Source organism: Rhodococcus sp. C26F (assembly GCF_053345925.1).
Genome location: NZ_JBKFBA010000007.1, coordinates 97,981 through 120,219, shown reverse-complemented (window position 1 = coordinate 120,219; position 22,239 = coordinate 97,981). Strand labels below are relative to the sequence as shown.

The 22,239-nt window shown below is 69.2% G+C and carries 18 protein-coding genes; 11 read left to right on the top strand and 7 right to left on the bottom strand.

The features are described from left to right. Positions 1 to 115 precede the first annotated feature (115 nt). Positions 116 to 913, top strand: a complete 798-nt coding sequence (locus tag ACLBYD_RS11135; protein WP_060654350.1) for an SDR family NAD(P)-dependent oxidoreductase — start codon at positions 116 to 118, stop codon at positions 911 to 913. 116 nt (positions 914 to 1,029) lie between these two features. Here ACLBYD_RS11135 and ACLBYD_RS11130 read toward each other — a convergent pair whose 3' ends face one another. Beyond that, positions 1,030 to 2,454, bottom strand: a complete 1,425-nt coding sequence (locus tag ACLBYD_RS11130) for an aldehyde dehydrogenase family protein (protein WP_447816484.1) — start codon at positions 2,452 to 2,454, stop codon at positions 1,030 to 1,032. Positions 2,455 to 2,783: 329 nt separating this feature from the next. Between ACLBYD_RS11130 and ACLBYD_RS11125 the strand changes: the two genes are divergently transcribed. From ACLBYD_RS11125 to ACLBYD_RS11100, 6 genes are all read left to right on the top strand, one after another. Continuing rightward, the gene (locus ACLBYD_RS11125) at positions 2,784 to 8,279 is read left to right on the top strand and encodes a glutamate synthase-related protein (protein WP_447816483.1); all 5,496 of its coding nucleotides are present in this window, start codon (positions 2,784 to 2,786) and stop codon (positions 8,277 to 8,279) included. After that, on the top strand, positions 8,276 to 10,039 hold the full coding sequence (locus ACLBYD_RS11120) for a sulfite reductase subunit alpha (RefSeq protein ID WP_447816482.1): 1,764 nt from the start codon (positions 8,276 to 8,278) through the stop codon (positions 10,037 to 10,039). Before ACLBYD_RS11125 ends, ACLBYD_RS11120 begins: the two co-directional genes overlap by 4 nt. Positions 10,040 to 10,190: 151 nt before the next feature. Further along, complete coding sequence (locus ACLBYD_RS11115) at positions 10,191 to 12,233, top strand: elongation factor G-like protein EF-G2 (protein ID WP_447816481.1); 2,043 nt, start codon at positions 10,191 to 10,193, stop codon at positions 12,231 to 12,233. Positions 12,234 to 12,271: 38 nt separating this feature from the next. Continuing rightward, on the top strand, positions 12,272 to 13,045 hold the full coding sequence (locus tag ACLBYD_RS11110; protein ID WP_447816480.1) for a PIG-L deacetylase family protein: 774 nt from the start codon (positions 12,272 to 12,274) through the stop codon (positions 13,043 to 13,045). A 23-nt stretch (positions 13,046 to 13,068) separates the two neighbouring features. Continuing rightward, positions 13,069 to 13,530 (top strand): SRPBCC family protein, encoded by a 462-nt coding sequence (locus ACLBYD_RS11105; protein ID WP_120282053.1) that lies wholly within the window; start codon positions 13,069 to 13,071, stop codon positions 13,528 to 13,530. Between the two features lie 129 nt (positions 13,531 to 13,659). Next, on the top strand, positions 13,660 to 13,854 hold the full coding sequence (locus ACLBYD_RS11100; protein ID WP_064851358.1) for a hypothetical protein: 195 nt from the start codon (positions 13,660 to 13,662) through the stop codon (positions 13,852 to 13,854). Between the two features lie 7 nt (positions 13,855 to 13,861). On the opposite strand, the gene ACLBYD_RS11095 is transcribed toward ACLBYD_RS11100, so the two are convergent. Both ACLBYD_RS11095 and ACLBYD_RS11090 read right to left on the bottom strand, forming a co-directional pair. Continuing rightward, positions 13,862 to 14,992, bottom strand: a complete 1,131-nt coding sequence (locus ACLBYD_RS11095; protein WP_120284125.1) for an iron-containing alcohol dehydrogenase — start codon at positions 14,990 to 14,992, stop codon at positions 13,862 to 13,864. A 116-nt stretch (positions 14,993 to 15,108) separates the two neighbouring features. Next, entirely contained in the window at positions 15,109 to 16,089 is a 981-nt protein-coding gene (locus ACLBYD_RS11090; RefSeq protein WP_447816479.1) for an ADP-ribosylglycohydrolase family protein, read from the bottom strand. Positions 16,090 to 16,150: 61 nt separating this feature from the next. Here ACLBYD_RS11090 and ACLBYD_RS11085 point away from each other — a divergent pair, with 61 nt between their 5' ends. Next, positions 16,151 to 16,816: an NUDIX hydrolase gene (locus ACLBYD_RS11085; RefSeq protein ID WP_447816478.1), complete on the top strand. Its 666-nt coding sequence runs from the start codon at positions 16,151 to 16,153 to the stop codon at positions 16,814 to 16,816. A 30-nt stretch (positions 16,817 to 16,846) separates the two neighbouring features. On the opposite strand, the gene ACLBYD_RS11080 is transcribed toward ACLBYD_RS11085, so the two are convergent. After that, a complete protein-coding gene (locus tag ACLBYD_RS11080) occupies positions 16,847 to 17,755 on the bottom strand; it encodes a pseudouridine-5'-phosphate glycosidase (RefSeq protein WP_120282051.1) in 909 nt (302 codons plus the stop codon). Between the two features lie 20 nt (positions 17,756 to 17,775). Continuing rightward, on the bottom strand, positions 17,776 to 18,336 hold the full coding sequence (locus tag ACLBYD_RS11075; protein ID WP_120284121.1) for a maleylpyruvate isomerase family mycothiol-dependent enzyme: 561 nt from the start codon (positions 18,334 to 18,336) through the stop codon (positions 17,776 to 17,778). A 36-nt stretch (positions 18,337 to 18,372) separates the two neighbouring features. Here ACLBYD_RS11075 and ACLBYD_RS11070 point away from each other — a divergent pair, with 36 nt between their 5' ends. Together ACLBYD_RS11070 and ACLBYD_RS11065 are read left to right on the top strand one after the other, a co-directional pair. After that, on the top strand, positions 18,373 to 19,272 hold the full coding sequence (locus tag ACLBYD_RS11070; RefSeq protein ID WP_447816477.1) for a helix-turn-helix domain-containing protein: 900 nt from the start codon (positions 18,373 to 18,375) through the stop codon (positions 19,270 to 19,272). Positions 19,273 to 19,427: 155 nt separating this feature from the next. Continuing rightward, positions 19,428 to 19,703, top strand: coding sequence for a hypothetical protein (locus ACLBYD_RS11065; protein WP_006552872.1), 276 nt, complete (start codon positions 19,428 to 19,430; stop codon positions 19,701 to 19,703). Positions 19,704 to 19,769: 66 nt separating this feature from the next. On the opposite strand, the gene ACLBYD_RS11060 is transcribed toward ACLBYD_RS11065, so the two are convergent. Next, positions 19,770 to 20,549: a maleylpyruvate isomerase family mycothiol-dependent enzyme gene (locus ACLBYD_RS11060; RefSeq protein ID WP_447816476.1), complete on the bottom strand. Its 780-nt coding sequence runs from the start codon at positions 20,547 to 20,549 to the stop codon at positions 19,770 to 19,772. A 58-nt stretch (positions 20,550 to 20,607) separates the two neighbouring features. Here ACLBYD_RS11060 and ACLBYD_RS11055 point away from each other — a divergent pair, with 58 nt between their 5' ends. Then, complete coding sequence (locus ACLBYD_RS11055; RefSeq protein WP_447816538.1) at positions 20,608 to 21,045, top strand: PPOX class F420-dependent oxidoreductase; 438 nt, start codon at positions 20,608 to 20,610, stop codon at positions 21,043 to 21,045. Here the strand turns inward: ACLBYD_RS11055 and ACLBYD_RS11050 are convergent. Next, complete coding sequence (locus ACLBYD_RS11050; RefSeq protein ID WP_447816475.1) at positions 21,027 to 22,238, bottom strand: MFS transporter; 1,212 nt, start codon at positions 22,236 to 22,238, stop codon at positions 21,027 to 21,029. The two genes, ACLBYD_RS11055 and ACLBYD_RS11050, sit on opposite strands and share 19 nt — an antisense overlap. Between the last annotated feature and the right edge of the window lies 1 nt (position 22,239).

Genomic DNA, 22,239 nt, shown 5'->3' with positions numbered 1-22,239 from the left:
CCGTCGCCGTACCCGGAGCCGTCCACCGATTCGCATCACGCCGGTCGCAAACGTGGCCGCCCGCTCCCCTGTCGGCATACCGTCGGGACATCCCCGAAGAACGGACAGGAGCAGCATGGATCTCGGACTCACCGCGAAGAGGGCCATCGTCACCGGCGGTAGCCGCGGCATCGGCTACGCCATCGCGCGGGCACTGGCCACCGAAGGTGCCGACGTGGTGATCGCGGCCCGTACTGCGGCCGATCTCGACATCGCGGCGAAGACCCTCTCGGAGGAGACCGGGCGACGAATCGTTCCCGTGCCCACCGACACCGGCGACCAGGCCTCGGTCGACGCGCTGGTCGCGCGGGCCGTCGCCGAACTCGGCGGGGTCGATATCCTCGTCAACTCCGCCGCCACCCCCTGGAGTGCGAACAAGCCGACGGACTTCGCCGCGACCACCGACGACGTCGTGCGCAACGAGGTCGAGATCAAGGTCCTCGGCTGTCTGCGCACCGCACGCGCCGTCGCCCCCTACCTGATCGAGCAGGGCTGGGGCCGGATCATCAACATCAGCGGCCTCGGCGCGCGCAGCGCGAACTCCATCGCCCAGACGGTCCGGAACGTCAGCGTTGCGGCTGTGACGAAGAACCTCGCCGACGAACTCGGCCCGCACGGCATCAACGTCACCGTGGTACACCCCGGCCGGACCCGCACCGAACGGCTGGCGGCACGCCTGGCCGAGGAGTCGGCCGAGACCGGCACGCCGGTAGCCGAACTCGAACAGCAGATCGCGAAGAACTCCGTGAACCGCCTCATCGATGCGAGCGAGGTCGCCGACGTCGTCGCGTTCCTCGCGAGCCCGCGCAGCATCGGCATCACCGGCGATGCGATCGCTGTGGGCGGTGGCGTGCCCGGCGCGGTCTACTACTGAGCAATCCCCCGAAACGATGCGGCACCGGCCGGGAAACCCCGACCGGTGCCGCGTACGTCGTCCGTCAGCGCAGGATTCGACGGCACCGCCGTCAGCGCAGAATTACGGCACCGCCGTCAGCGCAGGATCGTTTTGATCTCCAGGAACTCCTCGAGCCCGAAGACACCGGCCTCGCGTCCGATACCCGACTGCTTGTAACCACCGAAGGGTGCGTCGGTGTTGAAAGCGCCACCGTTGATGTAGACCTGGCCCGTGCGCATACGACGGGCCACGGCCTCCGCTCGCGCCGGGTCGGCCGACCAGACCCCGCCGGACAGGCCGTACTCGCTGTCGTTGGCGATGCGCACCGCGTCGTCCTCGTCCTGGTATCCGATGATCGACAGCACCGGCCCGAAGATCTCCTCGCGGGCGATCGTCATCTCCGGCGCGACGTTCGTGAACACGGTCGGGCCGACGAAGTAGCCGGTGGTGAACTCGGTTTCGCGTCCGTCGAGCACCAGTTCGGCCCCCTCCTCGACGCCCTTGTCGATGTACGCCTTCACGCGTGCCTGCTGCGTGCCGCTGACGAGCGGGCCCAGCTTCGACGACGGATCGTCGGGCAGCCCGACGGTGTAGGCCCGCGCGACCTGCTCGGCGATGGCGGTGGCCTCCTGCAGACGGTCGGCGGGGACGAGCATGCGGGTCAGTGCGGTGCAGGTCTGGCCGGAATTGAGGAAGCACTTGCCGACACCCTCGGTGACGGCGGCGGTGAGGTCGGCGTCGTCGAGGATGATGTTGGCCGACTTGCCGCCGAGTTCGAGCGCGACCTTCTTCACCGTCTCCGCAGCGACGACCGAGACGCGCTTGCCGGCACGCGTCGAGCCCGTGAACGACACCATGTCGACGTCGGGGTGCGCGGCGATGGCCTCGCCGACGACCGGTCCGTAACCGCTGACGAGGTTGAACACGCCCGGCGGCAGGCCGGCCTCGTCGACGATGTCGACGAGCGCGTAGGTCACCAGCGGTGCGACCTCGGTGGGCTTGAGGACCACGGTGCATCCGGCGGCGAGCGCGGCGAACACCTTCAGCACCACCTGGTGCAGCGGGTAGTTCCACGGGGTGATCGCCCCGACGACCCCGATGGGTTCGCGTACGACGAGGGCGTTGCCGATCTCCTGGTCGTCGAAGTCGTACGTTCCGGCCAGCGACGCATAGCCGGCGATGTTCTTCAGCGGCATCCCGACCTGGATGGCACGCGCGAAGTGCGCGGGCATCCCCATGTCCTGCGAGACGACCCTCGTGAGCTCGTCGGCGCGCTCGTTCGCCAGCGAGGAGACCTTTTCCAGGTAGGCGGCACGTGACGCGCCACTGAGCGCGGACCAGGCCGGGAAGGCGGCCCTCGCCGCGGCGACGGCCCGATCGACGTCGGAGGCGACACCCTCGGCGACCACGGCGACGACCTCTTCGGTCGTCGGGTTCACGACCTCGATGCGGCCGCTGCCGTCGGAGTCCACCCACTGTCCGTCGATGTAGATCTGCGTGCGGTCGAGAATGTCGGTCATATCGCTCTCCCCTGCTCGTAGGCCGGCCTGTCGACGCCGTTGGGCGCGAGCGTAGCGAAGACCCGTCCCGCAATACAGCGTTTACTCCCGGCGGGTTGTGATGTATCCCGCCGTCACCGGAGTTAACACGTGCGCTACACTGGCCATTGCTGCTCGCGCGCTCCACCGTCGCAACGCACGGCGCATTCGGACAAAGACGTCTGCATTCACACACATCGTCTCCGGCACACGTCTATGCACCTCAGGAGCTGCGCCTTCCCACGCGTTCCCTCTTCTTCGCATCGTCACTGCCGGTCGACGCCGAATTCGATGCACCGAGGAGGACGTCCGTGACGCACGCCCGTGACACCGGCCTGTACGACAGCACGCTGGACAAGAGCAGTTGTGGTGTCGGTTTCATCACCCGCAAGGACGGCGTGCAGACCCACGACGTGCTCACCCGCGGTCACGAAGCCCTGTGCGTCGTGCCACACCGCGGTGGCATGTCCGCCGAGGGTGTCGGCGACGGAGCCGGCATCAACGTGGACCTGTCGGTCGCCTTCTTCTCCGAGATCACCGGAAAGCCCTTGCAGGGAGGGCACTTCGGTGTCGGAAACTTCTTCCTCCCCACCGATCCCGCGGCGCATGCCGATGCCGAGGAACTCGTCTCGTCGGCACTCGCCGGAGCCGGGGTCACCGTGCTCACGGTGCGCGACGTTCCCGTCGACGACAGCGTGTTGCGTCCTGCCGCAACGAAATACCAGCTGCCGATCCGTCAGTGGATCTTCACGCGGCCCGACGCGTGCGACTCCGTCGACGAGTTCGACCGGCTGCTGCACGGCGTGCTCCTCGAGGTCGAGGCCCGCGCCTACACCGAACCGGAACTGGGCGGGCTGTATCCGCTCTCGCTCAGTGCGCGCACGCAGGTTCTCAAGAACCGCTTGAACTCTCACGAGGTCATCCCGTACTTCCGCGATCTCACCGATCCGCGGCACGCGGTGCACACCCTGTTCTTCCACACCCGGTTCTCGACGAACACCGATCCACATCCGACGATGGCGCAGCCGTTCCGCCTCATGGCGCACAACGGCGAGCTGAACACCGATCGCAAGAACCGGCTGTTCGAGGGCGCCCTCGCCCGCGCGACGGGCCGCGACATCATCCGCCCGCCGGGACAGTCCGACAGCTGCCGGTTCGACCAGACCCTGGCCTCGCGCATCGCCCACAACGACCTCGACCTCGTCACCGCGGTCGTGCAGATGATGCCGCCGGCCTGGGAGAACGACACCGACCTGTCGCCGCAGGTCCGCGCGATGCTCGAGTTCTTCTCACTGTACGAGGAGAAGAACGACGGTCCGGCCGCGCTGATCTTCGGCAACGGCACCGTCGTCGGCGCGCGCCTCGACCGCCTCGGCCTGCGCCCGCTGCGCACCGTGGAGACCGAGGAGTACCTCGCCGTCACCTCCGAGGCCGGCCAGTTCGACTTCGCACCCGAAACCGTGCTGCGTCGCGGCCGCATCGAGGCCGGTGGCATGCTGTACTTCGATCACCGCACGCGCCGCTCCTACGGAACCGTCGAGGCGCTCGAACTTCTTGCTGCCCGGCAGGATTACGCGTCGCTCGTCGACGAGGCCCGCCGCGATCTCGATGCCCTTCCCGAGGTTCCCGCCGAGAAGGCCGGTTCCCCGCTGCGCTACAACGGCGATCTCGGCCGCTACCAGCGCTACGTGTCCTACAGCATCAACCAGGAGTCCTTCCGGTTCATGCTCGACCCGATGCTCGCGTCGGGTCAGGAGCGCATCTCCGCGATGGGCTACGGCAACGCCATCAACGCGCTGTCGGATCAGGAAGGCGGTGTGGCCAAGTACTTCTCGCAGCGCTTCGCCCAGGTCACCAACCCGTCGCTGGACTCGATCCGCGAGGCGGACGGCATGACCCTGCGCGTCGCGCTCGGTGCTCGCCCCGGTAGCGGTGCTCCCGCCTCGTCCGCGACCCAGATCGTGGTGCCCACCCCGATCCTCACGCACCTCGACATGCTGCGTATCCGCGAGCAGTCCGACACCCCGGTGCGGCGTTTCGAGATGCTGTACTCCCCCGTCTTCGACGACGCCAAGGCGAACGCGGCCGCACTCGCCGCCGCGATCGACGGTACGGCCGAGGCCGTCGCCGATTTCGCTCGCGAATCCGGTGGCATCGCCGTGCTCACCGACCGCCACGTCTCCACCGACCGCGCCGGACTGCCCATGGTGCTCACCGTCGCCGCGGTCGACCAGCGGCTGATCGACGAGGGACTGCGTCTGCGCGTGTCCGTCATCGTCGAGTCCGGACAGCTGTTCTCGTCGCATCACATCGCCGCGACCCTCGGTTTCGGTGCCGCTGCGGTGTATCCGCTCACGGTGCAGATGCGCGCCGAGGAGAAGTTCGGCGACGATGCCGATGCCGCGTTCCTGAAGTTCCGCAAGGCGGCCGAGAAGTCGCTCATGAAGACGATGGGACGCGTCGGCCTGTGCACCGTCGAGTCGTACATCGGGGGTGAGTTCTTCGAGCCGAGCTATCTCGACACGGGCGACGAGGTGCTCGCGCGCTGGTTCCCGAACGTGAAGTCCCCGGTCGGCGGTGTCGGTTTCACCACCCTCGCGCAGGCCGTCGCCGACTGGCACCGTCGCGCTCTCACGGTCGAGACGGAGAAGGACGTCCCGCTGCTGGGTCTGTTCAAGGAGCGCGCCGAGGGCGCCGGTCACTCGTTCGGCACGACCGCCGTGCGCGGCTTCGTGGACATGACCGAGGAGTCGATCACGCTGCCCGTCGAGAGGGAGGCCGAGCCGGATCTGACCGACGCGCTGCGTCTGCTGCCGCTGCACCGCCTCTCCGACGCGCACGGTCTCGACGACGCGTCGTACCGCTACGGCGGCTTCCGCGCCCTGACACCCGCCGAGATCGACGCCTTCGAGATCACCCCGGGCTACCGCGCGTTCGCCCGCACGATGGCCGACGAGCGCGCGCAGCGTCCCGCGGCGCTGCGCGATGTGCTCGCTCTGCCGGCCGACGTCACCTACGCCGTCACCGCCGAGGACTTCACCAAGGAGATGGGCCGCTTCGCGCGGTTCGGCAACAACTCGATGCTCGTGCGCGGGATCTCCGCGGCGCGAGTCGGTGAGAGCGAGTTCGTCCTGCGTCTGACCGGTCCGCTGGCCGACGACCACCGTCGTCCCGATGCGCTCGCAGCCTCGCTCGTCGCCCGCTTCGGTGACGGCATCGTCTCGCACCGCTGCTACGGCGACACCCTCACCGTGCACGCGATCGGCGATGCCGCGCGCTATCTCGAGCAGGTCCGTCAGGCCCCGCTGAGCGTGCGACTCGACCGGGTGCAGCCGGCCCACGAGATCACCCCGGCGCTCGCGTCGGGTGCGATGAGCCACGGCGCGCTCAACTCCAACGCCCACGAGGCCGTCGCCCACGGCACCAACATGGTCGGCGGCATGTCGAACTGCGGTGAAGGTGGCGAGCACATCTCCCGCTACGGCACCATCCGCGGCTCGCGCATCAAGCAGTTCGCGTCCGGACGCTTCGGTGTGTGGGCCGGTTATCTCGCAGATCCGATGCTCGAGGAGATCGAGATCAAGATCGCGCAGGGCGCCAAGCCCGGCGAGGGCGGCCAGCTGCCCGCCAAGAAGGTCACGGTGGAGATCGCCGCGGCACGTGGCGCAACGCCGGGCGTCGAGCTGGTCTCGCCGCCGCCGCACCACGACACCTACTCCATCGAGGACCTCGCCCAGCTCATCCACGACGCCAAGGCGGCGCGGGTGCGGGTGATCGTCAAACTCGTCTCCTCCGAGGGCATCGGCACGATCGCCGTGGGTGTCGCGAAGGCGGGTGCCGACGTCATCAACGTCGCCGGCAACACCGGCGGCACGGGTGCGGCCTCGGTGACCTCGCTGAAGTACGCGGGCCGGTCCGCGGAGATCGGTGTGGCCGAGGTCCACCAGGCCCTCACCGCCAACGGTCTGCGCGACAAGGTCGTGCTGCGGTGCTCGGGTGCGCACCAGACGGCGTCGGACGTCATCGTCTCCGCGCTCCTCGGCGCCGACAGCTTCGAGTTCGGCACCACCGCGCTGATGATGCTCGGCTGCGTCATGGCGAAGAACTGCAACGTCAAGTGCCCGGCAGGTCTGACCACGAATCCCGAAGTGTTCAACGGTGATCCGCGAGCGATGGCCCAGTACCTGCTCAACGTCGCGCACGAGACCCGCGAGCTGCTCGCCCGCCTGGGTCTGCGGTCGCTGCGCGACGCGCGGGGCCGCGCCGACCTGCTGCACCTCCTCGACCACCCGTCGAGCGTGGGCCGGCTGGACCTGCGGGCGATGCTCGCGGTGCTGCCCGAGGTGCACATCGACAACCCGGTCTACATGGAGAAGGACTACTCGCTCGACGAGGCGTGGGTGGCCCGGCTGCGTGAAGCTCTCGTCGATGCGAAGGAGCTCACCGTCGCGCTCGGCGACGGCGTGCAGCTGACGAACAACAACAAGAGCGTCGGCGCGCAGCTGGCGATCGACATCGAGCGCATGCTCAACCACGAGGACCTCGGCGCCCTGCCGGCCGTGCTCGACGACGAGCGCGGACGCCGCTGGCTACGCGACGGCACCGTCACCATCACCACCTCCGGTTCGGCGGGCCTGTCCTTCGGGGCGTTCTGCAACGACGGCATGCACATCGAGCACACCGGTACCGCCAACGACGGCGTCGGCAAGGGCCAGTGCGGTGGGCAGATCGTGCTGCGTTCACCGGGTGGCGGCAGCGACGATCGCGGTGGCAACGTGCTCATCGGCAACTTCGCGCTCTTCGGTGCGACCGGCGGTCGCCTGTTCGTCGAGGGCGAGGCCGGCGACCGCTTCGCGGTGCGCAACTCCGGTGCCACCGCCGTCGTCGAGGGTGTCGGCGAGTTCGCCTGCGAGTACATGACCAACGGCGCGGTGCTCAACATCGGCGAGTTCGGCAAGGGTTTCGGCAACGGCATGTCGGGCGGGTTCGTCTACCAGTACGACCCCGAGGGCCTGCTCCCCCGCAAGGCCAGCGCCGACTCGATCGTCCTCGGGTCGATCACCGGCGACGACCCGCAGGCCGCGATCCACAACGCCGCCGTGCTGCAGCTGTTGCACCTGCACGTCGAGGCGACCGGCTCGGTGAAGGCCCGCTTCCTGATCGACAACTGGCAGGTCGAGCAGCACCGCTTCGCGTACGGCATGCCGCGCGCGCTGCTGCAGTACCAGGACCTCGACGAGATCCTCGCCGCAGCGTCGCGCAAGGACCTCGCCGCCGAGGTCGCCACGGCGCTGGTCGCGCACCAGGTGCGCAAGTTCAAGGAGAACTACCGCTCGGGTGTTCCCGTCGCCGGTGGTGTCACCCCGGACGCGACCGACACCGAGGCCATGTACGCGCTGCTCAACAACTACACGGTGCTCGCCGCCGCGCAGGAGATGGCGCTGCAGAAGGTCCCCGGCGCCACCGACGTGTCGGATCCGGCGGTACAGAAGGCCGCACGCAATCTGCTGCTCACCGAGGACTTCTTCCTCGTCGCGAAGCTCGAGCGCTACGCCCTCGCGGCGATCGCCGACCACACCGACGAGCAGCTCGCGGCGCTGGTCGCCGACAAGCGCCTGAACGACTACAAGCAGGCCCTGGCCCTGCGCAACGTCCGCTCGGTCGATGCGCCCGGTACCTACGGCTGGATCCTCTTGCAGAGCCGCAAGAATCTCGACGCCGCAGGTCGCCTGCCCGGTTACGAGGAACTGTTCGCACGCAACGCCGTCCCGAACGTCCTCACCTCCACGATGGGAGTCTCCGCGTGACCACCACCGGCCCGTTCATTCCCCTCGACGCCCCGTTCACCGCCGATCAGCGGTCGTGGCTCTCCGGCTTCGTCGCCGGGATGCAGACCCGCCTGTTCTCCGGTGGTCCCGCCGACGATGCCGGGGCCGCCGGCTCGGCACCCGCTCTGCACGTGCTCTACGGCTCGCAGACCGGCAATGCCGAAGCCGTCGCCGAGGACGCTGCGGTCGCGGCCCGCGCCCAGGGCTTCGCGCCGGTCGTGTGCGCTCTCGACGACATGGACCTCGACCGGTTCGCCGGTCTGAGCCAGGTCCTGATCGTCACGTCCACCTACGGCGAGGGCGAGATGCCCGACAACGCCGAGCTGTTCTGGGAGGCACTGTCGGCCGAGAGCGCCCCGCGTCTCGACGGCATGAACTTCGCGGTGCTCGCCCTCGGCGACACCGGTTACGACGGGTTCTGCCAGGCAGGCAAGCTCATCGACATGCGGCTCGAGCAGCTCGGTGCGCAGCGCATCGTGCCGCGGGTGGACTGCGACGTCGAGTTCGAGGAGCTCGCCGCGACGTGGATCGCGGAGACGCTGCCGCTCGTCGCGGCCGTCGAGGGCATCGTGGGCGACGGCGCTCCCGCCCCCGCGGCACCGGCGGCACCGGCCCGGGCGAAGTCGCAGTGGACCCGCAAGAATCCCTATCCGGCGGTGCTGACGTCGAACGTGCTGCTGTCCGGGGAGGACTCGGCCAAGGAGATCCGGCACTACGAGTTCGCGCTCGCCGATTCCGGTCTCGAATACGAAGCGGGCGACGCGCTGAACGTGGTGCCCGTCAACGACACCGAACTCGTGCACGCGATCCTCGGTCGGCTCGGTCTCGACGGCGCGACCGTCCCCGAGGGTCACGACGACACGCTCGAGCACCTGCTCACCTACAACTACGAGATCACCGCTCCGTCCGTCGATCTCCTCGAGGAGATCGAGAAGCACACGGGCAACGAGGAACTCACCTATGTGCTGCGGCACGGCGACAAGGCCGCACTCGACGAATGGTTGTGGGGCCGCGACATTCTCGACGTGCTGCTGCTCGATCCCGCGCCCGAGTTGTCGGCCGAGCAGTTCCTGGCGCTGCTGCGTCCGCTGCAGCACCGGGCGTACTCGATCTCGTCGAGCCCGAACGCGTGCGACGGTTCGGTGCACCTGACGGTCGCGGCGGTGCGCTACGGCACCGACGGCCGCGAGCGTCGCGGCGTGTGCTCGACCTTCCTCGCCGATCGTGTCGGTGAGAGCAGGGTCGGCATCTTCGTGTCGAAGAACAAGGCCTTCCGCGTCCCCGCCGACGACACGGCGCCGATGATCATGGTCGGTCCGGGCACCGGCATCGCGCCCTTCCGCGGCTTCCTGCAGGAACGTCGCGCACGGGGTGCGACGGGGAAGAACTGGCTGTTCTTCGGCGACCAGAAGCGCGGCTGCGACTACATCTACGAGAACGAGTTGGCCGAGTTCGCCGACTCGGGTGTGCTCACGCGCCTGGACCTGGCGTTCTCCCGCGATCAGGCCGAGAAGATCTACGTGCAGACCCGCATGAAGGAGCACGGCGCGGAACTGTTCGCGTGGCTGGAGGAGGGCGGCCACTTCTACATCTGCGGCGACGCGTCGCGGATGGCGAAGGACGTCGACCGTGCGCTGCATGAGATCGTCGCCGAGCACGGCAGCATGAGCGACGAGCAGGCCGCCGAGTACATCACGACCCTCAAGCGCGAGAAGCGGTACGTGCGCGATGTGTACTGAGCAGGCCGGGGGTACGCACCAGCACCTCGAGGCTCGCAACACCATCGGTCACCGGTGGCGTTGCGAGCCTCGAGCGCGTGTTGCGAACCTCCCCGGAGGGACGATCGCAATGCCCTAGACTGTGCTGCAGGTCACACGAGGGAGTAGCTCGATGCCCGATCGCTCCGCAGCACGCAGCCGGCAGGCACCGACCGCCGACAGTCCCGACCGGATCCGCAACGTTGCCCTGGTGGGGTGCAGCGGCTCCGGGAAAACCACCCTCACCGAATCCCTCGCCGTCGCAGCGGGCGCTGTCGGGCGCGCCGGGCGCGTGGCAGAGGGCACCACGGTGTCCGACTACGAGGAGATCGAGCAGCGCCACCGCCGGTCGGTGCAGCTGTCCGTCGTCCCCCTCGAATGGAACGACATCAAGATCAACCTGATCGACACGCCGGGACACCCCGACTTCGACGCCGAGGTCCGCGCAGGCCTGCACGCGGCCGACGCGGCGATCTTCGTCGTCTCCGCCACCGATCCCATCAGCGCAGCGACCCGCGCGCTCTGGCGTGAATGCGACGACGAGGCGATCCCCCGCGCGATCGTGGTGAACAAACTCGACGTCGCCCGGCACAGCTTCGACGACATGCTCACCGACTGTCACGACGCCTTCGGATTGGGACCGGACACCCTGAGGGCCATGTTCTATCCCGTCTACGACGGCGACCGCCCGATCGGGTCGATGGGTCTGCTGACGGGCCGCAGCTACGGCGAACCCGGTCCGTGCCCGGTGTCCACCGAAGCGCGCGAGAGCCTCGTGGAGGCCATCTCCGGCCAGGACGACACGCTCATGGAGCGGTTCATCGCCGGCGAGCAACTCGACACGGCCTCCCTGCAGGAAGGACTCACCCGCGAGATCCTGGCGTGCACCCTGCACCCGGCCGTTCCCGCCGACGAGACGGGGATCGGTGCCGTCGAACTGCTCGAATTGATCACCACCGGATTCCCCGCACCGACGCAGCGCGGTCGTGGTGCACCGCCATGCGATCCGGACGGTCCGCTCGCCGCGCAGGTCGTGCGCGTGGCCGGCGACTCCTATGTCGGGCGGATCAGCCTGGTGCGCGTGTACTCCGGCACGCTGCGACCCGACACGATCGTCGCGCTGGCCGACGGCGACCGCGACAGCCGCGAACGCATTCCCGCCCTGACGAGCCCGTTCGGCAAGCAACAGCGCCCGGTCGGGGAGGCCGTGGCGGGAGACATCGCCTCCGTCGGCAAACTCGCGACGGCACAACCCGGCGACGTCCTGTACGACCCCGACCATCCGGTCCCGCTCGACCGGTGGCCCACCCCGACTCCCCTGCTCCCCGTCGCGATAGAGGCGCACACCCGCACCGACGACGACAAGCTGTCCCAGGCCCTGTCGCGCCTCGCCTCCGAGGATCCCGCGCTGCGCGTCGAGCAGAATCCCGAGACCCATCAGCTCGTGCTGTGGTGCACGGGTGAAGCGCACGCCGAACTGGTCCTCGAACGGTTGCGCACCCGGCACGGTGTCCAGGTCGACACGGTCGAGCATCGGGTGCCGCTCAAGGAAACCTTCGCGGGCCCCGCGAAAGGCCACGGCAGGCTCGTCAAACAGTCCGGTGGGCACGGCCAGTACGCGGTCGTCGACGTCGAGGTCGAACCACTGCCGGTGGGCAGCGGGGTCGTCTTCGCCGAGAAGGTGGTGGGCGGTGCGGTTCCGCGCCAGTTCATCCCGTCCGTGGAGAAGGGCGTGTACGCGCAGGCCGAGAAGGGTGTGACGACGGGATATCCGCTCGTCGACGTGCAGGTCACCCTGGTCGACGGCAAGGCCCACTCGGTGGATTCGTCCGACGCGGCCTTCCAGGCCGCCGCCGGGCTGGCCCTGCGGGATGCGGCCTCACACAGCACCGTTCGCGTACTCGAACCGGTCGCCGCCGTGCGGGTGATCGTGCCGGAGGAGTATCTCGGCGCGGTCCTCGGCGATCTGTCGGCCCGGCGCGGACGGGTGCTCGGCACCGAATCCCCCGAGCCGGGTGTCGCCCTGTTGCGCGCGGAGGTTCCCGAGCTCGAACTCGGCCGCTATCCGGTGGAACTGCGGGCCATCACGCAGGGCACCGCCGATTTCGCCCGCCAGTATCTGCGGCACGAACCGATGCCCGAGAATCTCGCGGCCCGATACGGCGAGTCGGACTGACCGCTGCACCGCACGAGCAGCGTGTCAGCATGAACGCCATGAGCGTTCTGCTGTGCTTTCACGCACACCCCGACGACGAGGTGTTCCTCACCGGTGGCGTGATGCGCCGGGCCGCCGACGCCGGGCATCGCGTCGTCCTCGTCGTCGCCACCGACGGTGCCCGCGGCGAATATCCCGACGGTTTGCTCGCGCCCGGCGAATCCCTCGCCGCCCGGCGCACGAAGGAGCTGGAGGAATCCGCCCGGGCGCTGGGTGCGGCGAGGGTGGTGCCCTTCGGATACGGCGATTCGGGGATGGCCGGCACCGCCGGCAACCACGACCCGAATGCCTTCGCCAACGCCGATCCGAGCGAGGTGGGAGCCAGACTGGCCGCCGTGATCGAGCAGGAACGCGCCGATGTCGTCACGATCTACGACGCGCACGGCGGCTACGGCCATCCCGATCACGTCCAGGTCCACCGGGCCGGGATCCATGCCGAACGGATTACCGGACACGACGCCGTCTACGAGGCATCGAGCAACCGGGACCACCTGATGCGGCTGCTCTCGGCGCTGCCGGACACCCCCGACGACGTGCGCCCACCGGACCTCGAGACCTTCGGTCTACCGGAATCGGAACTGACCACCGCGGTGGACGTGTCGACGGCACTGGGCGCCAAACGCGCTGCCATGATCGGCTACGAGTCGCAGATCGGAGACTTCGGGCCGATGCTGAACATGCCCGAGGAACACCTGCGGGCCGCCTTCGGTGTCGAATGGTTCCGGCGCCGCGGTGTTCCGCCCGGGCTGCAGGAGACCGAGCTCCCGCTCTGACCCGAACGATCACGAGGAGAGAAGTGGAACAACGCATCGAGGTCTCGCGCAACATCGCCGCACCGCCATCCGCGGTGTGGCGGGTGCTCACCGCGCTGGACGAGGCGCCCACCACCCTGCGTGGGGTGAAGGCCGTGGAACGACTGGACGGCACCGGCTACGAGGTGGGCACACGGTGGCGGGAGACCCGCGTGATGTTCGGGCAGTCGGCGACCGAGGAGATGCAGGTCGCCGAGGTGGATCCGGAGCGGCGCACCGTCGTCGTCGCCGAATCCCGCGGCGCCCGCTACCGGACCGTCTTCGACCTGACCCCCTCGGCGGACGGCACGGATCTGTCCGTGGAGTTCTCCGGCGAGAGCGGACCCCTCGGCGCCTTCGCGCAGCTTGCGATGACCTTGTTCGCGCCGCTCGCGAAACGCGCAACCCGCAAGGCCCTCGAACAGGACCTCGCCGACATCGCCGCCGCGGCCGAGCGGACCCCATGAGCTAGGCGGCGGGCACGGTCTCCTCGAGCTTGCCGGTGGTGATCGGTGTGAGCAGAACCGTTGCCCGTTTGACCGTTCCGGCGCTCGGGTACCGCTCCCCTGCACCCTACGAACGAAGGACGGACGTCGATGGACAACGCCCCCAAGCACGGCTCGGGCCGCCCCGAGGACAACGACGACCTCACCGGCCAGAAGATCAAGAATCTCGTCGACAAGCTCGAACAGAAGGTCGAGAACGAACGCGAGCAGGAGGGTGCACCCGGCAACGTCGCGGACCGGGTGAAGACGGAGAAGGTCGAACCCGACGATCAGGCTCCCGAATGAGCCGTCCTCACGCGTAGATCCGCCCGTAGAGTTCGCGGATCTCCTCGGCGGTCGGGATCCTCGGGTTGTTGTTCGGGGATCCCGACGCCAGCGCCTGCTCGGCCATGAGCGGGACCCTCTCGTCCCAGGTCTGCTTGTCGATGCCGTACGACTTCGGCGTCGGCACCTCCACGTCGCGGCACAATTCCTTCAGCGCGACGACCAGGTCGGCCGCGGCGGTCGCGTCCGAGGCGTCCGCCGAAGCCGCGCCGAGCGCGCGAGCGCAGTCGGCATAGCGGGACTCGGCGGCATCCACGGAGAATTCGGTGACCGCGGGGAACAGCATGGCGTTCGACAGTCCGTGCGCGACGTGGAAGTGCGCGCCGATCGGCCGGCTCATACCGTGGACCAGGGCGACGCTGGAGTTGGAGAACGCGATGCCCGCCTGCGTGGCGGCCAGCATCATCCGCTCGCGAGCCTCGGCATCCTGCCCGTCCGCGTAGACGCGTTGCAGCACCTGTCCGATGGTGCCGATCGCGACGAGCGCGAGGCTGTCGGAGAACGGGTTCGCCTTCCTGCTGACATAGGCCTCGATGGCGTGGGTGAGTGCATCCACGCCGGTGTCCGCGGTCAGGCGCGGGGGCATCGTCAGGGTGAGCCGGTAGTCGACGATCGCGGCGACCGGCAGGAAGGCCAGGCCCGGGCACAGCATCTTCTCGTCGGTCTCGCTGTCGCTGATGACCGTGAACTGGGTTGCCTCCGAGCCGCTTCCCGCCGTGGTGGGCACGGCGATCACCGGTAGCGCCGGGCCGATGTTGTCGCGCGGCGCCTTGTAGTCGCGCATGTGGCCGCCCTGCCGGGCGAGCAGGCCGAGTGCCTTGGCCGTGTCCATCGGGCTTCCCCCACCGAACCCGATCACGCAGTCGGCGTCGTGCTCGGCGACCGCCGCGACACCCGCTTCGAGCGAGGCGGTGGTGGGGTCGGGCACGGTCTCGGCGAAGACCGCGGGGTGCAGCCCGGCGGCCTCGAGCTGCGCGACCATCCGATCCACCGCACCCGTGCCGACCAGGAACTTGTCGGTCACCACCAGGGGCCGGGCGAGTCCGAGTCCGGCGACGACCTCCCCGATCTCGTCGACGGCGCCCCCGCCGACGCGCATGATGCGTGGAAGTGCGATGGAAGCCACGTGCGATCCCTCCTCGAGTATCCGGCCGACGGCTCGTGTCTACCGCATCACAGCCGCGAGCGGAGGCATCCGGCGGATCTCGGGGAGTCTCAACTCTCGACGACCCGCAGTCCCGTGTCGCGCTCCCCCGAGCCCTTCCGCGCGGTGAGCAGTCCGAGGCGCTCGAGGTCGTCCGCACGGTAGCCCGGCCATCCATGCAGCATGCGACGCCACCGCTCGGGCACCGCGGACGCCCCCCACCGGGCGCCGAGCAGTCCGCCCGCGATGGCTGCGACCGTGTCGGTGTCGTTGCCGGCGCGCACGGCAAGTTCGAGTGCCTCCGGCAGGTGTCCGGGGCCGTCGGTGCAGGCATGGGTGATCGCCCACCACGCGGCCTGCAGGGCGTGGACGACCCAGCCGTTGTTGTCGAACACGCGCGGACTCGGCGCGGTCTCCGCCTCGTCGAGCAGCGCCGTCCACCGCTGTGCGGCGGGCTGCGGCAAGTGGGTCAGCGCGATCCGCACCCCGTCGAAGGTGCCGTGGAGGACGGCGTGACGGATTGCGAACGACCACAGCCGGCACGCTTCGGAGGCCTGCTCGTCCGCGTGGGTGAGGCTGCTGATCGCATGTGCCGCGGCCAGGCACCGCTCGGCGTCGTCGAGGTAGGCGAGCCCGACGGGTGCGGTGCGCATGAGCGATCCGTTGCCGCCGGTGCGTCCGGGGAGGCTGCGGGCGCGCGCCGTCATGGTGACGGCGGTGGGGCCCGCCTCGCGCAGGACGGCACGCGTCTGGTTGCCGATGTCCTTGGGGTTCGTGGCGTACCAGCGGAGGAACTGCGCCGCGACCGCGTCGAGTCCGGCGCCCTCACCGATGTCGACGCCGGTCGCCGAGACCTCGGCGATGGCGAGGGCCATGGAGGTGTCGTCGGTCCACTCACCGGGCGCGAACGGCCCGAGTCCGCCGCCGATCATGTCGATGGGCGTGGTGTCCGTCGGGTAGGTGAATTCGTATCCGGCCCCGAGTGCGTCGCCTGCTGCGGTGGCGAGCAGGACTCCGGCGGCCCGGTCGTTCTGTGCTGCGGTCGTTTCCATGAACCCCTCTATTCGATCAAGTCTGCGCTAAAGTTAGCGCATCAATGATTGAATGTCCATCATGGGCACACCGACCGACTCGACCGGCAGGTCGCTCACCGATTACCCGCGCCCCTCGGTGGCCGTGGACGTCGCGGTCCTCACCGTCGACGAAGTACTGAAGGTGCTGGTCGTCGAACGTCCCGACGGCACCTTCGCCCTGCCGGGCACCTTCCTGCACCCCGGTGAGCGACTCGCCCAGGCCGCCGAACGCGCCCTGCGCGACAAGGCCGGACTCACGGGCGTCGACTTCTACCAGCTGGCCATGCTCGACGATCCCGAGCGCGACGACCGCGGGTGGGTGCTGTCGATGGCCCACGGCGCCGCGGTGCCGGTCGCCGAGATCCCCGCCGAGGCGTATCTCGTGCCGACCACCGAGACCTCCGACCTCGCCTTCGACCATTCCGAGATCGTCGAGCTGGCCGTCGCCGACCTGCGACGCCGGTACTCCGCCGAGGTCGACCCCGGCAACTTCCTCGGCGAGCAGTTCACCGTGCTCGACCTGCGGCTGCTGTACGAGACCGTCTATGCCCGCAGCTATCCCAAGGACACCTTCCGCCGGCACCTGCTGCACGGTCTCGAACCCACCGGCGAACTGCGCAGGGAGGGTACGGGCCGGCCCGCCGAGATCTACCGCCGGCGCAGCACTCCCCTGCCGTCGTCCACCGCCGCCTTCCTCCTGCAGTGAGGAATCAGGTCGTCGGCCTGCAGTGAGGAATCAGGACGCCAGCGCGTGCGCGATCTCCGCGGCGACCGCGACGTTCCCGCGATAGACCGCGACATTCGTCTCGAGCGAGCGCCCCTCGGTGGCCCGGTGCATGTGGTCGAGCAGGAACGGGGTGATCGCCTTCCCGCGCGTCCCGGCCTCGGCGGCCGCGCGTTCGGCCTCGGCGAGCACCCGGTCGTGCAGTTCCGGATCGATCTGAGCCTCGGCCGCCACCGGATTCCCGACGAGCACCGCCGACCGCAGACCGAGCCCGTCCCGCGCCCGCGCCACCTCCGCGGCCTGTTGCGCCGACTCCACCTCGTCGACATCGCAGCCGCTGTCGCGCACGTAGAAGCCGGGAAAACGCGTGGTCCGGTAGCCGACCACGATCACCCCGAGCGTCTCGAGCCGTTCGAGCGTGGCGGGGATGTCGAGGACGGACTTGACACCGCCGCTCACCACGACGATCGGAAGTGTTGCCAGCGCGACGAGATCCGCGCTCTCGTCGAAGGTCGACGCAGCCCCTCGGTGCACGCCGCCGAGCCCGCCCGTGGCGAACACGTCGATCCCGGCGCGATGCGCGAGCAGCGCCGTCGCCGACACCGTCGTCCCGCCGTGCAGCCGCTTGGCCGCTGCGACCGGCAGGTCGCGGATACCGAGTTTGACGACCGGGACGTCCTCCGCGCCGAGCATGCGGATCTGCTGTTCCGACAGACCTACCGTCGGGGTTCCGTCGACGACCCCGATGGTTGCGGGCAGCACCCCGGAATCGCGCAGACGTTGCTCGGCCTCGAGGGCGACCTCGACGTTGCGTGGCCGGGTGAGTCCGTGCGTGAAGATCGTCGATTCGAGCGCCACGACCGGCCGCCCGGCCGCGATCGCCTCGCGCACGTAGTCCGCGACGCGGATCGTTTCGCTCATACGACCGACGATAACGCGGCCTAACCGATCGACGCGGCCGTGCGGCGCCCCATCTTCGCAAGGATCCGGGTCGTACGGTCCGCGTCCTCGGGAGCCGGCACGGCCGGTGCGCAGACACCGTCCATGTAGAGCGCGTCGCCGAAACTGTCGGCGCCGGCCTCCATCCGGTCGAGTTCGGCATCCGAGAAGGTCGCATCGACCCCGGCGCTGCGCGCGATGTCCCATCGGTGCACGAGCATGTCCCAGATGTAGAACTGCTCGAAGGTCGCGCCCACCGTGGTCGGCCCGAAGTATCCGTCATAGGTCGTCGAGACGAGTGCGTCGTCGGCGAGGATCTCGGCGATTCGTGCCGTGTGCGTCCTCCACGCCTCGGCCGGGCGGTCGGTATCGGGCCGCTCGCCCACCTCGACGCCGCGCCCGGCGAAGAAGTCCCGCTGCGTGTCGATGATGTGGGCCAGGACGTCGCGTGCCGTCCACCCCTCACACGGCGACTGCACGTCCCAGTCGGTGTCGCGGAGCGACGAGATCACGTCGGTGAGCGGCTTGTCGGCCTCTGCGTGTCGCAGTGCTGTTGTATTCATGACTCGATACTGACGACCGGCGAGGGCAGGGTATTGATGAAACCCGACGGCGGCGACCCCCTCGGCGGTCGCGACGACACCGACCCCCTCGGCGGTCGCGACGACACCGACCGTGTCGGCGGTCGCGACGACATCGAACGCGCCCACCTGAAGGATCCGCGCGATGCCTCGCACACCATCCACCGTTATCCCGCCGCGCCCGACCTCACGGATCTGATGCAGCGGTACTGGATTCCCGTGTGGTCGGTGCCGGCCGGCCGGGAGGCACCCCAGCGGGTGCTGCGCTATCCCGTCTGCCAACTGGTGGTCGCGCACGACTACGCGCGCTTCTACGGTGTCGAACACGGACTGTCCACGGTCACCCTCACCGGTGAGGGCTGGGCGGTCGGGTCCATGCTCAGTCCGGCGGCCGGTGCTCTGATCACCGGCACCTCGCTCGCGGTGTTCACCGACCGGACCGTCGACCTCACCGACGTCCTCGGAGATGCCGGTGCGCGTCTGATCACGCGGGTACGCGAGGCGATGGCGCACGACCCGGACTCTAGCGAGTCGCACCGCGCCGCGACGGAGGCGTTCGACGACGTGCTGCGCGCCTATCTTCCGATCGACGAGGAGGGGCGACTGGTCAACCGGGTGGTGGCATTCGTCGAGGGGAACTCCGACGTTCTGCGGGTCGAGCAGGTGCGGGCGGAGTTCGGTCTCGGTGAGCGCGCGCTGCAACGCCTCGTCCAGCGACGGATCGGGCTGACGCCGAAGTGGCTGATCCAGCGGCGGCGACTGCAGGAGGCCACCGGTCGCCTGCGCGAGAAACCCGGTTCGTTGTCGGAGGTCGCCGCGGTCCTCGGTTACGCCGACCAGCCGCATTTCGTACGTGATTTCGCGAGGGTCGTGGGCATGACGCCGGGCGCGTTCGCGGCTCGCTACGGCGGTGGATGACCGCCCTTGTCGGACAGGTCCCTCGGATTCGGGCGGATGTACCACATAGTGGAACGTCATAAACCTGCGACGCTTCTCGATCAGGTAAATGTAACGAAGCACACAGTGAAGACGACCTACCTGTCGAAGCACGAGAAAGAACGAAGGGGTTCATCGTGGGACACGACCGCCTACTTTTCATCGGACGTCCGGATGCGGACGAGGTCGCGCACTGGAGCACTCTGCGCGAACTCGCTCCTCAGCGAGGATGGAAGCCCACCCGGACATTCGAGCCCGGCGAAGTCGCCTGGGCCGTGGCCGCCGGTAGCGCCTTCGAGCAGTCCGGACCGATCGCCGAGGTGATCCATTCGCTGCAGGAAGCTCATATTCCCTGCACCAGCGCACTCGACGCGATACGCCACGCGTACTCGGCCTCGCGCCTGTCGGTCTGACTCGCAGGCGGGTAGCCGCGCCTCAACGTCGCGGTGCGGCCACCCGCTGTGCGTTCTGCCTTCGGGCTACCCGAAGGGACTGACGTCGAGCCAGGACGCCAGGAACCCGGTGTCGCCGAAGACCTCCACGTCGGCTGCCTCCACAGCGCGCCGACGATAGAGCACCAACAGCAGTTCCGTCAGCGGTCCGCGTACCGCCACGGCACACTTCTCGTGGGCATGCCGCCACGCGAAGTCCTCGCCGGTCAGGTCCACGACCCACTCCGCCGACGTGTCCGTCGCGTGGAAGTGCAGCGTCCGGGCGGGTCCGTGCAACGCGCGGTGCCGTTCGACATCGAGTCGTGGCCAGGTGACCACCGCCAGGTCGAGCCATTCGTCCACGCAGTCCACGGCGAGATCGTGAGCCGGCTCGAAATCCGCTCCCAGTGCGAGCGCGGCGTCGGCGCGATGCACCACGGTCTCGTGGGCGAAGCGCCTGGCGAAGAACTCCGGGGTCTTCTTGCCGCCCGGGATCGGTGTCCACACCCGCATGTTCGGACCGACCTCCCGCAGCGCGGCCTCGAATTGGCGCGCTCCTTCCCGTAACCAGGGAATCAGCGCGTCCGGATCCTCGTCGGCGTAGTCCGCCAACTCCCGCATCGCACGGTCGGTGCGCGGCATCGCCCCTTCACCGCGGACCGCTTCGCTCGCCCAGCGGTGGCCGTAGCCGATGTGCCGGGCGAGCTGACCGAGGTTCCATCCCGGGCACGACGGCACCGGTGTGGTCATGTCCTGCCCGGCCAGTGAGTCCACCAGCAGTTCCGTCTGTTCGACGATCTCTCCGCAGTAACGCGCGTAGTCCAGCATGCCTGCCCTTCGTGCTCTGCTCCCGTACCCGCCCCGATTCTGCACGGTCGGCCGTAGTCTGGGCGCCATGCCGGCCGACGAGAGTGCACTCGAAGCCCTGTTCCCGCCCACCGGAGTCGCCGCGCTCGCGACGATCAAGCGCGACGGACGACCCCAGCTGTCGAACATCACCTATCGGTACGAGCCCGCGACCCGCACGTTCTCCGTCTCGATCACCGACGATCGGGCGAAGACCCGGAACATGCGCCGCGACCCGCGTGTGAGCCTGTTCGTCGACTCCGACGACAAGTGGTCCTACGCCGTCGCGGAGGGCGAGGCCGAACTGTCCCCGGTGGCGGCCGATCCCCACGACGACACCGTCGAACGTCTCGTCGAGTTGTACCGGGCGGTGCAGGGTGAGCATCCGGACTGGGACGACTTCCGGGCCGCGATGGTCGCCGATCGCAGGTTGCTGCTGCGTGTGCGGGTCTCCCGCTTCTACGGCGCCGCGCGCTGATCCTGCCGCACCGCGACGGGCACCGGCACGTATCGCGGGATGTACCGGTACATCACTCCGGCGCCGACGAGGGCGAGCGCCCCGATCGCGGTGGCACCACCGGCGAGCGACACCGTGGCCACCGCTCCCACGACGAGAGGTCCGGCGAACGATCCGGTGTCGTGCGTCAGTCGCCACGCGGCGAGGAACTCGGCACGCGCGTGCGGTGGTGACACGTCGGCGCCGAGCGTCATGACGATGCCGTTGCTCATGCCGTTCGCCGTCCCGAGCACCACCGCGACGACCACGAGCCACCACAGCTGCTGCGACAGCGGCAGGATCAGGAAAGCCGTGCCGAACAGCAGCAGCGCCGGTACGGCCGTCACCCGGCGGCCGAAGCGGTCCATCAGGACTCCGGACGGGTAGGCCAGTGCCACATCCACCGCCGCCGCGACACCGAAGATCAACGAGACGGTCACCGGCGCCACCCCGATGTGATCGGCCCACAACGGCAACACCGCGTCGCGTGAGGCGCGCGACGCCCCGACGAGCATCGCGCCGATACCCAGCGTTCCGAGGACCGTCCGGTGGGAAGCCGCCACCGCGATCACGCCACCGCTACGCTGCTGCGACCTGTCCGGTTCCGGCACAGCGGCATTCGCGACGAGCGCCCCGGAGACGACGATCGCGATCACCTGGACGATCAGCCCTCCGCTCACGCCCGTCAGGTGCACCGCGCCGGCCCCGACGAACGGACCGACGAACACACCCGCCCGGCTCATGGCGGCGTTCGCGGAGATACCGCGGGCGCGCATGCGCAGCGGCAGGGCACCGGCGAGATAGCTCTGCCGCGCGAGCCCCCACACCGCGTTCGCGAAACCGGTGAGCGTCGCGCCCACCGCGAGCACCGCCGGTGTGGGCGCCGACAGCGAGACGAGGACGCCGGTCGCACCGAGCGCCGATCCGAGGACGATCGCGCGACGTTCCCCGAAGCGCGCGACCACCGTGCCCGACGGCAGGTCGCCGAGGACCGCCCCGAACGCGACCAGCGCGACGATCAGTCCCGCGACCGGCACGGACGCGCCGAGTTCGCGGGCGAGCAGCGCCATCATCGGAGCACCGGCACCGGTGCCCAGACCGAAGATTGCCGACGGGACGAACAGCGACAGGAAGAACGGACGGAGCCCGGGTTCGGGCTCCGTCCGTTCGGTCACG

What these genes read in the sequence shown, in the direction of transcription:
- ACLBYD_RS11135 (WP_060654350.1), top strand. Translation starts at nt 116, where the DNA reads ATGGATCTCGGACTCACCGCGAAGAGGGCCATCGTCACCGGCGGTAGC.
- ACLBYD_RS11130 (WP_447816484.1), bottom strand. Translation starts at nt 2,454, where the DNA reads ATGACCGACATTCTCGACCGCACGCAGATCTACATCGACGGACAGTGG.
- ACLBYD_RS11115 (WP_447816481.1), top strand. Translation starts at nt 10,191, where the DNA reads ATGCCCGATCGCTCCGCAGCACGCAGCCGGCAGGCACCGACCGCCGAC.
- ACLBYD_RS11110 (WP_447816480.1), top strand. Translation starts at nt 12,272, where the DNA reads ATGAGCGTTCTGCTGTGCTTTCACGCACACCCCGACGACGAGGTGTTC.
- ACLBYD_RS11100 (WP_064851358.1), top strand. Translation starts at nt 13,660, where the DNA reads ATGGACAACGCCCCCAAGCACGGCTCGGGCCGCCCCGAGGACAACGAC.
- ACLBYD_RS11095 (WP_120284125.1), bottom strand. Translation starts at nt 14,992, where the DNA reads ATGCGCGTCGGCGGGGGCGCCGTCGACGAGATCGGGGAGGTCGTCGCC.
- ACLBYD_RS11090 (WP_447816479.1), bottom strand. Translation starts at nt 16,089, where the DNA reads ATGGAAACGACCGCAGCACAGAACGACCGGGCCGCCGGAGTCCTGCTC.
- ACLBYD_RS11085 (WP_447816478.1), top strand. Translation starts at nt 16,151, where the DNA reads ATGGGCACACCGACCGACTCGACCGGCAGGTCGCTCACCGATTACCCG.
- ACLBYD_RS11080 (WP_120282051.1), bottom strand. Translation starts at nt 17,755, where the DNA reads ATGAGCGAAACGATCCGCGTCGCGGACTACGTGCGCGAGGCGATCGCG.
- ACLBYD_RS11075 (WP_120284121.1), bottom strand. Translation starts at nt 18,336, where the DNA reads ATGAATACAACAGCACTGCGACACGCAGAGGCCGACAAGCCGCTCACC.
- ACLBYD_RS11070 (WP_447816477.1), top strand. Translation starts at nt 18,373, where the DNA reads ATGAAACCCGACGGCGGCGACCCCCTCGGCGGTCGCGACGACACCGAC.
- ACLBYD_RS11060 (WP_447816476.1), bottom strand. Translation starts at nt 20,549, where the DNA reads ATGCTGGACTACGCGCGTTACTGCGGAGAGATCGTCGAACAGACGGAA.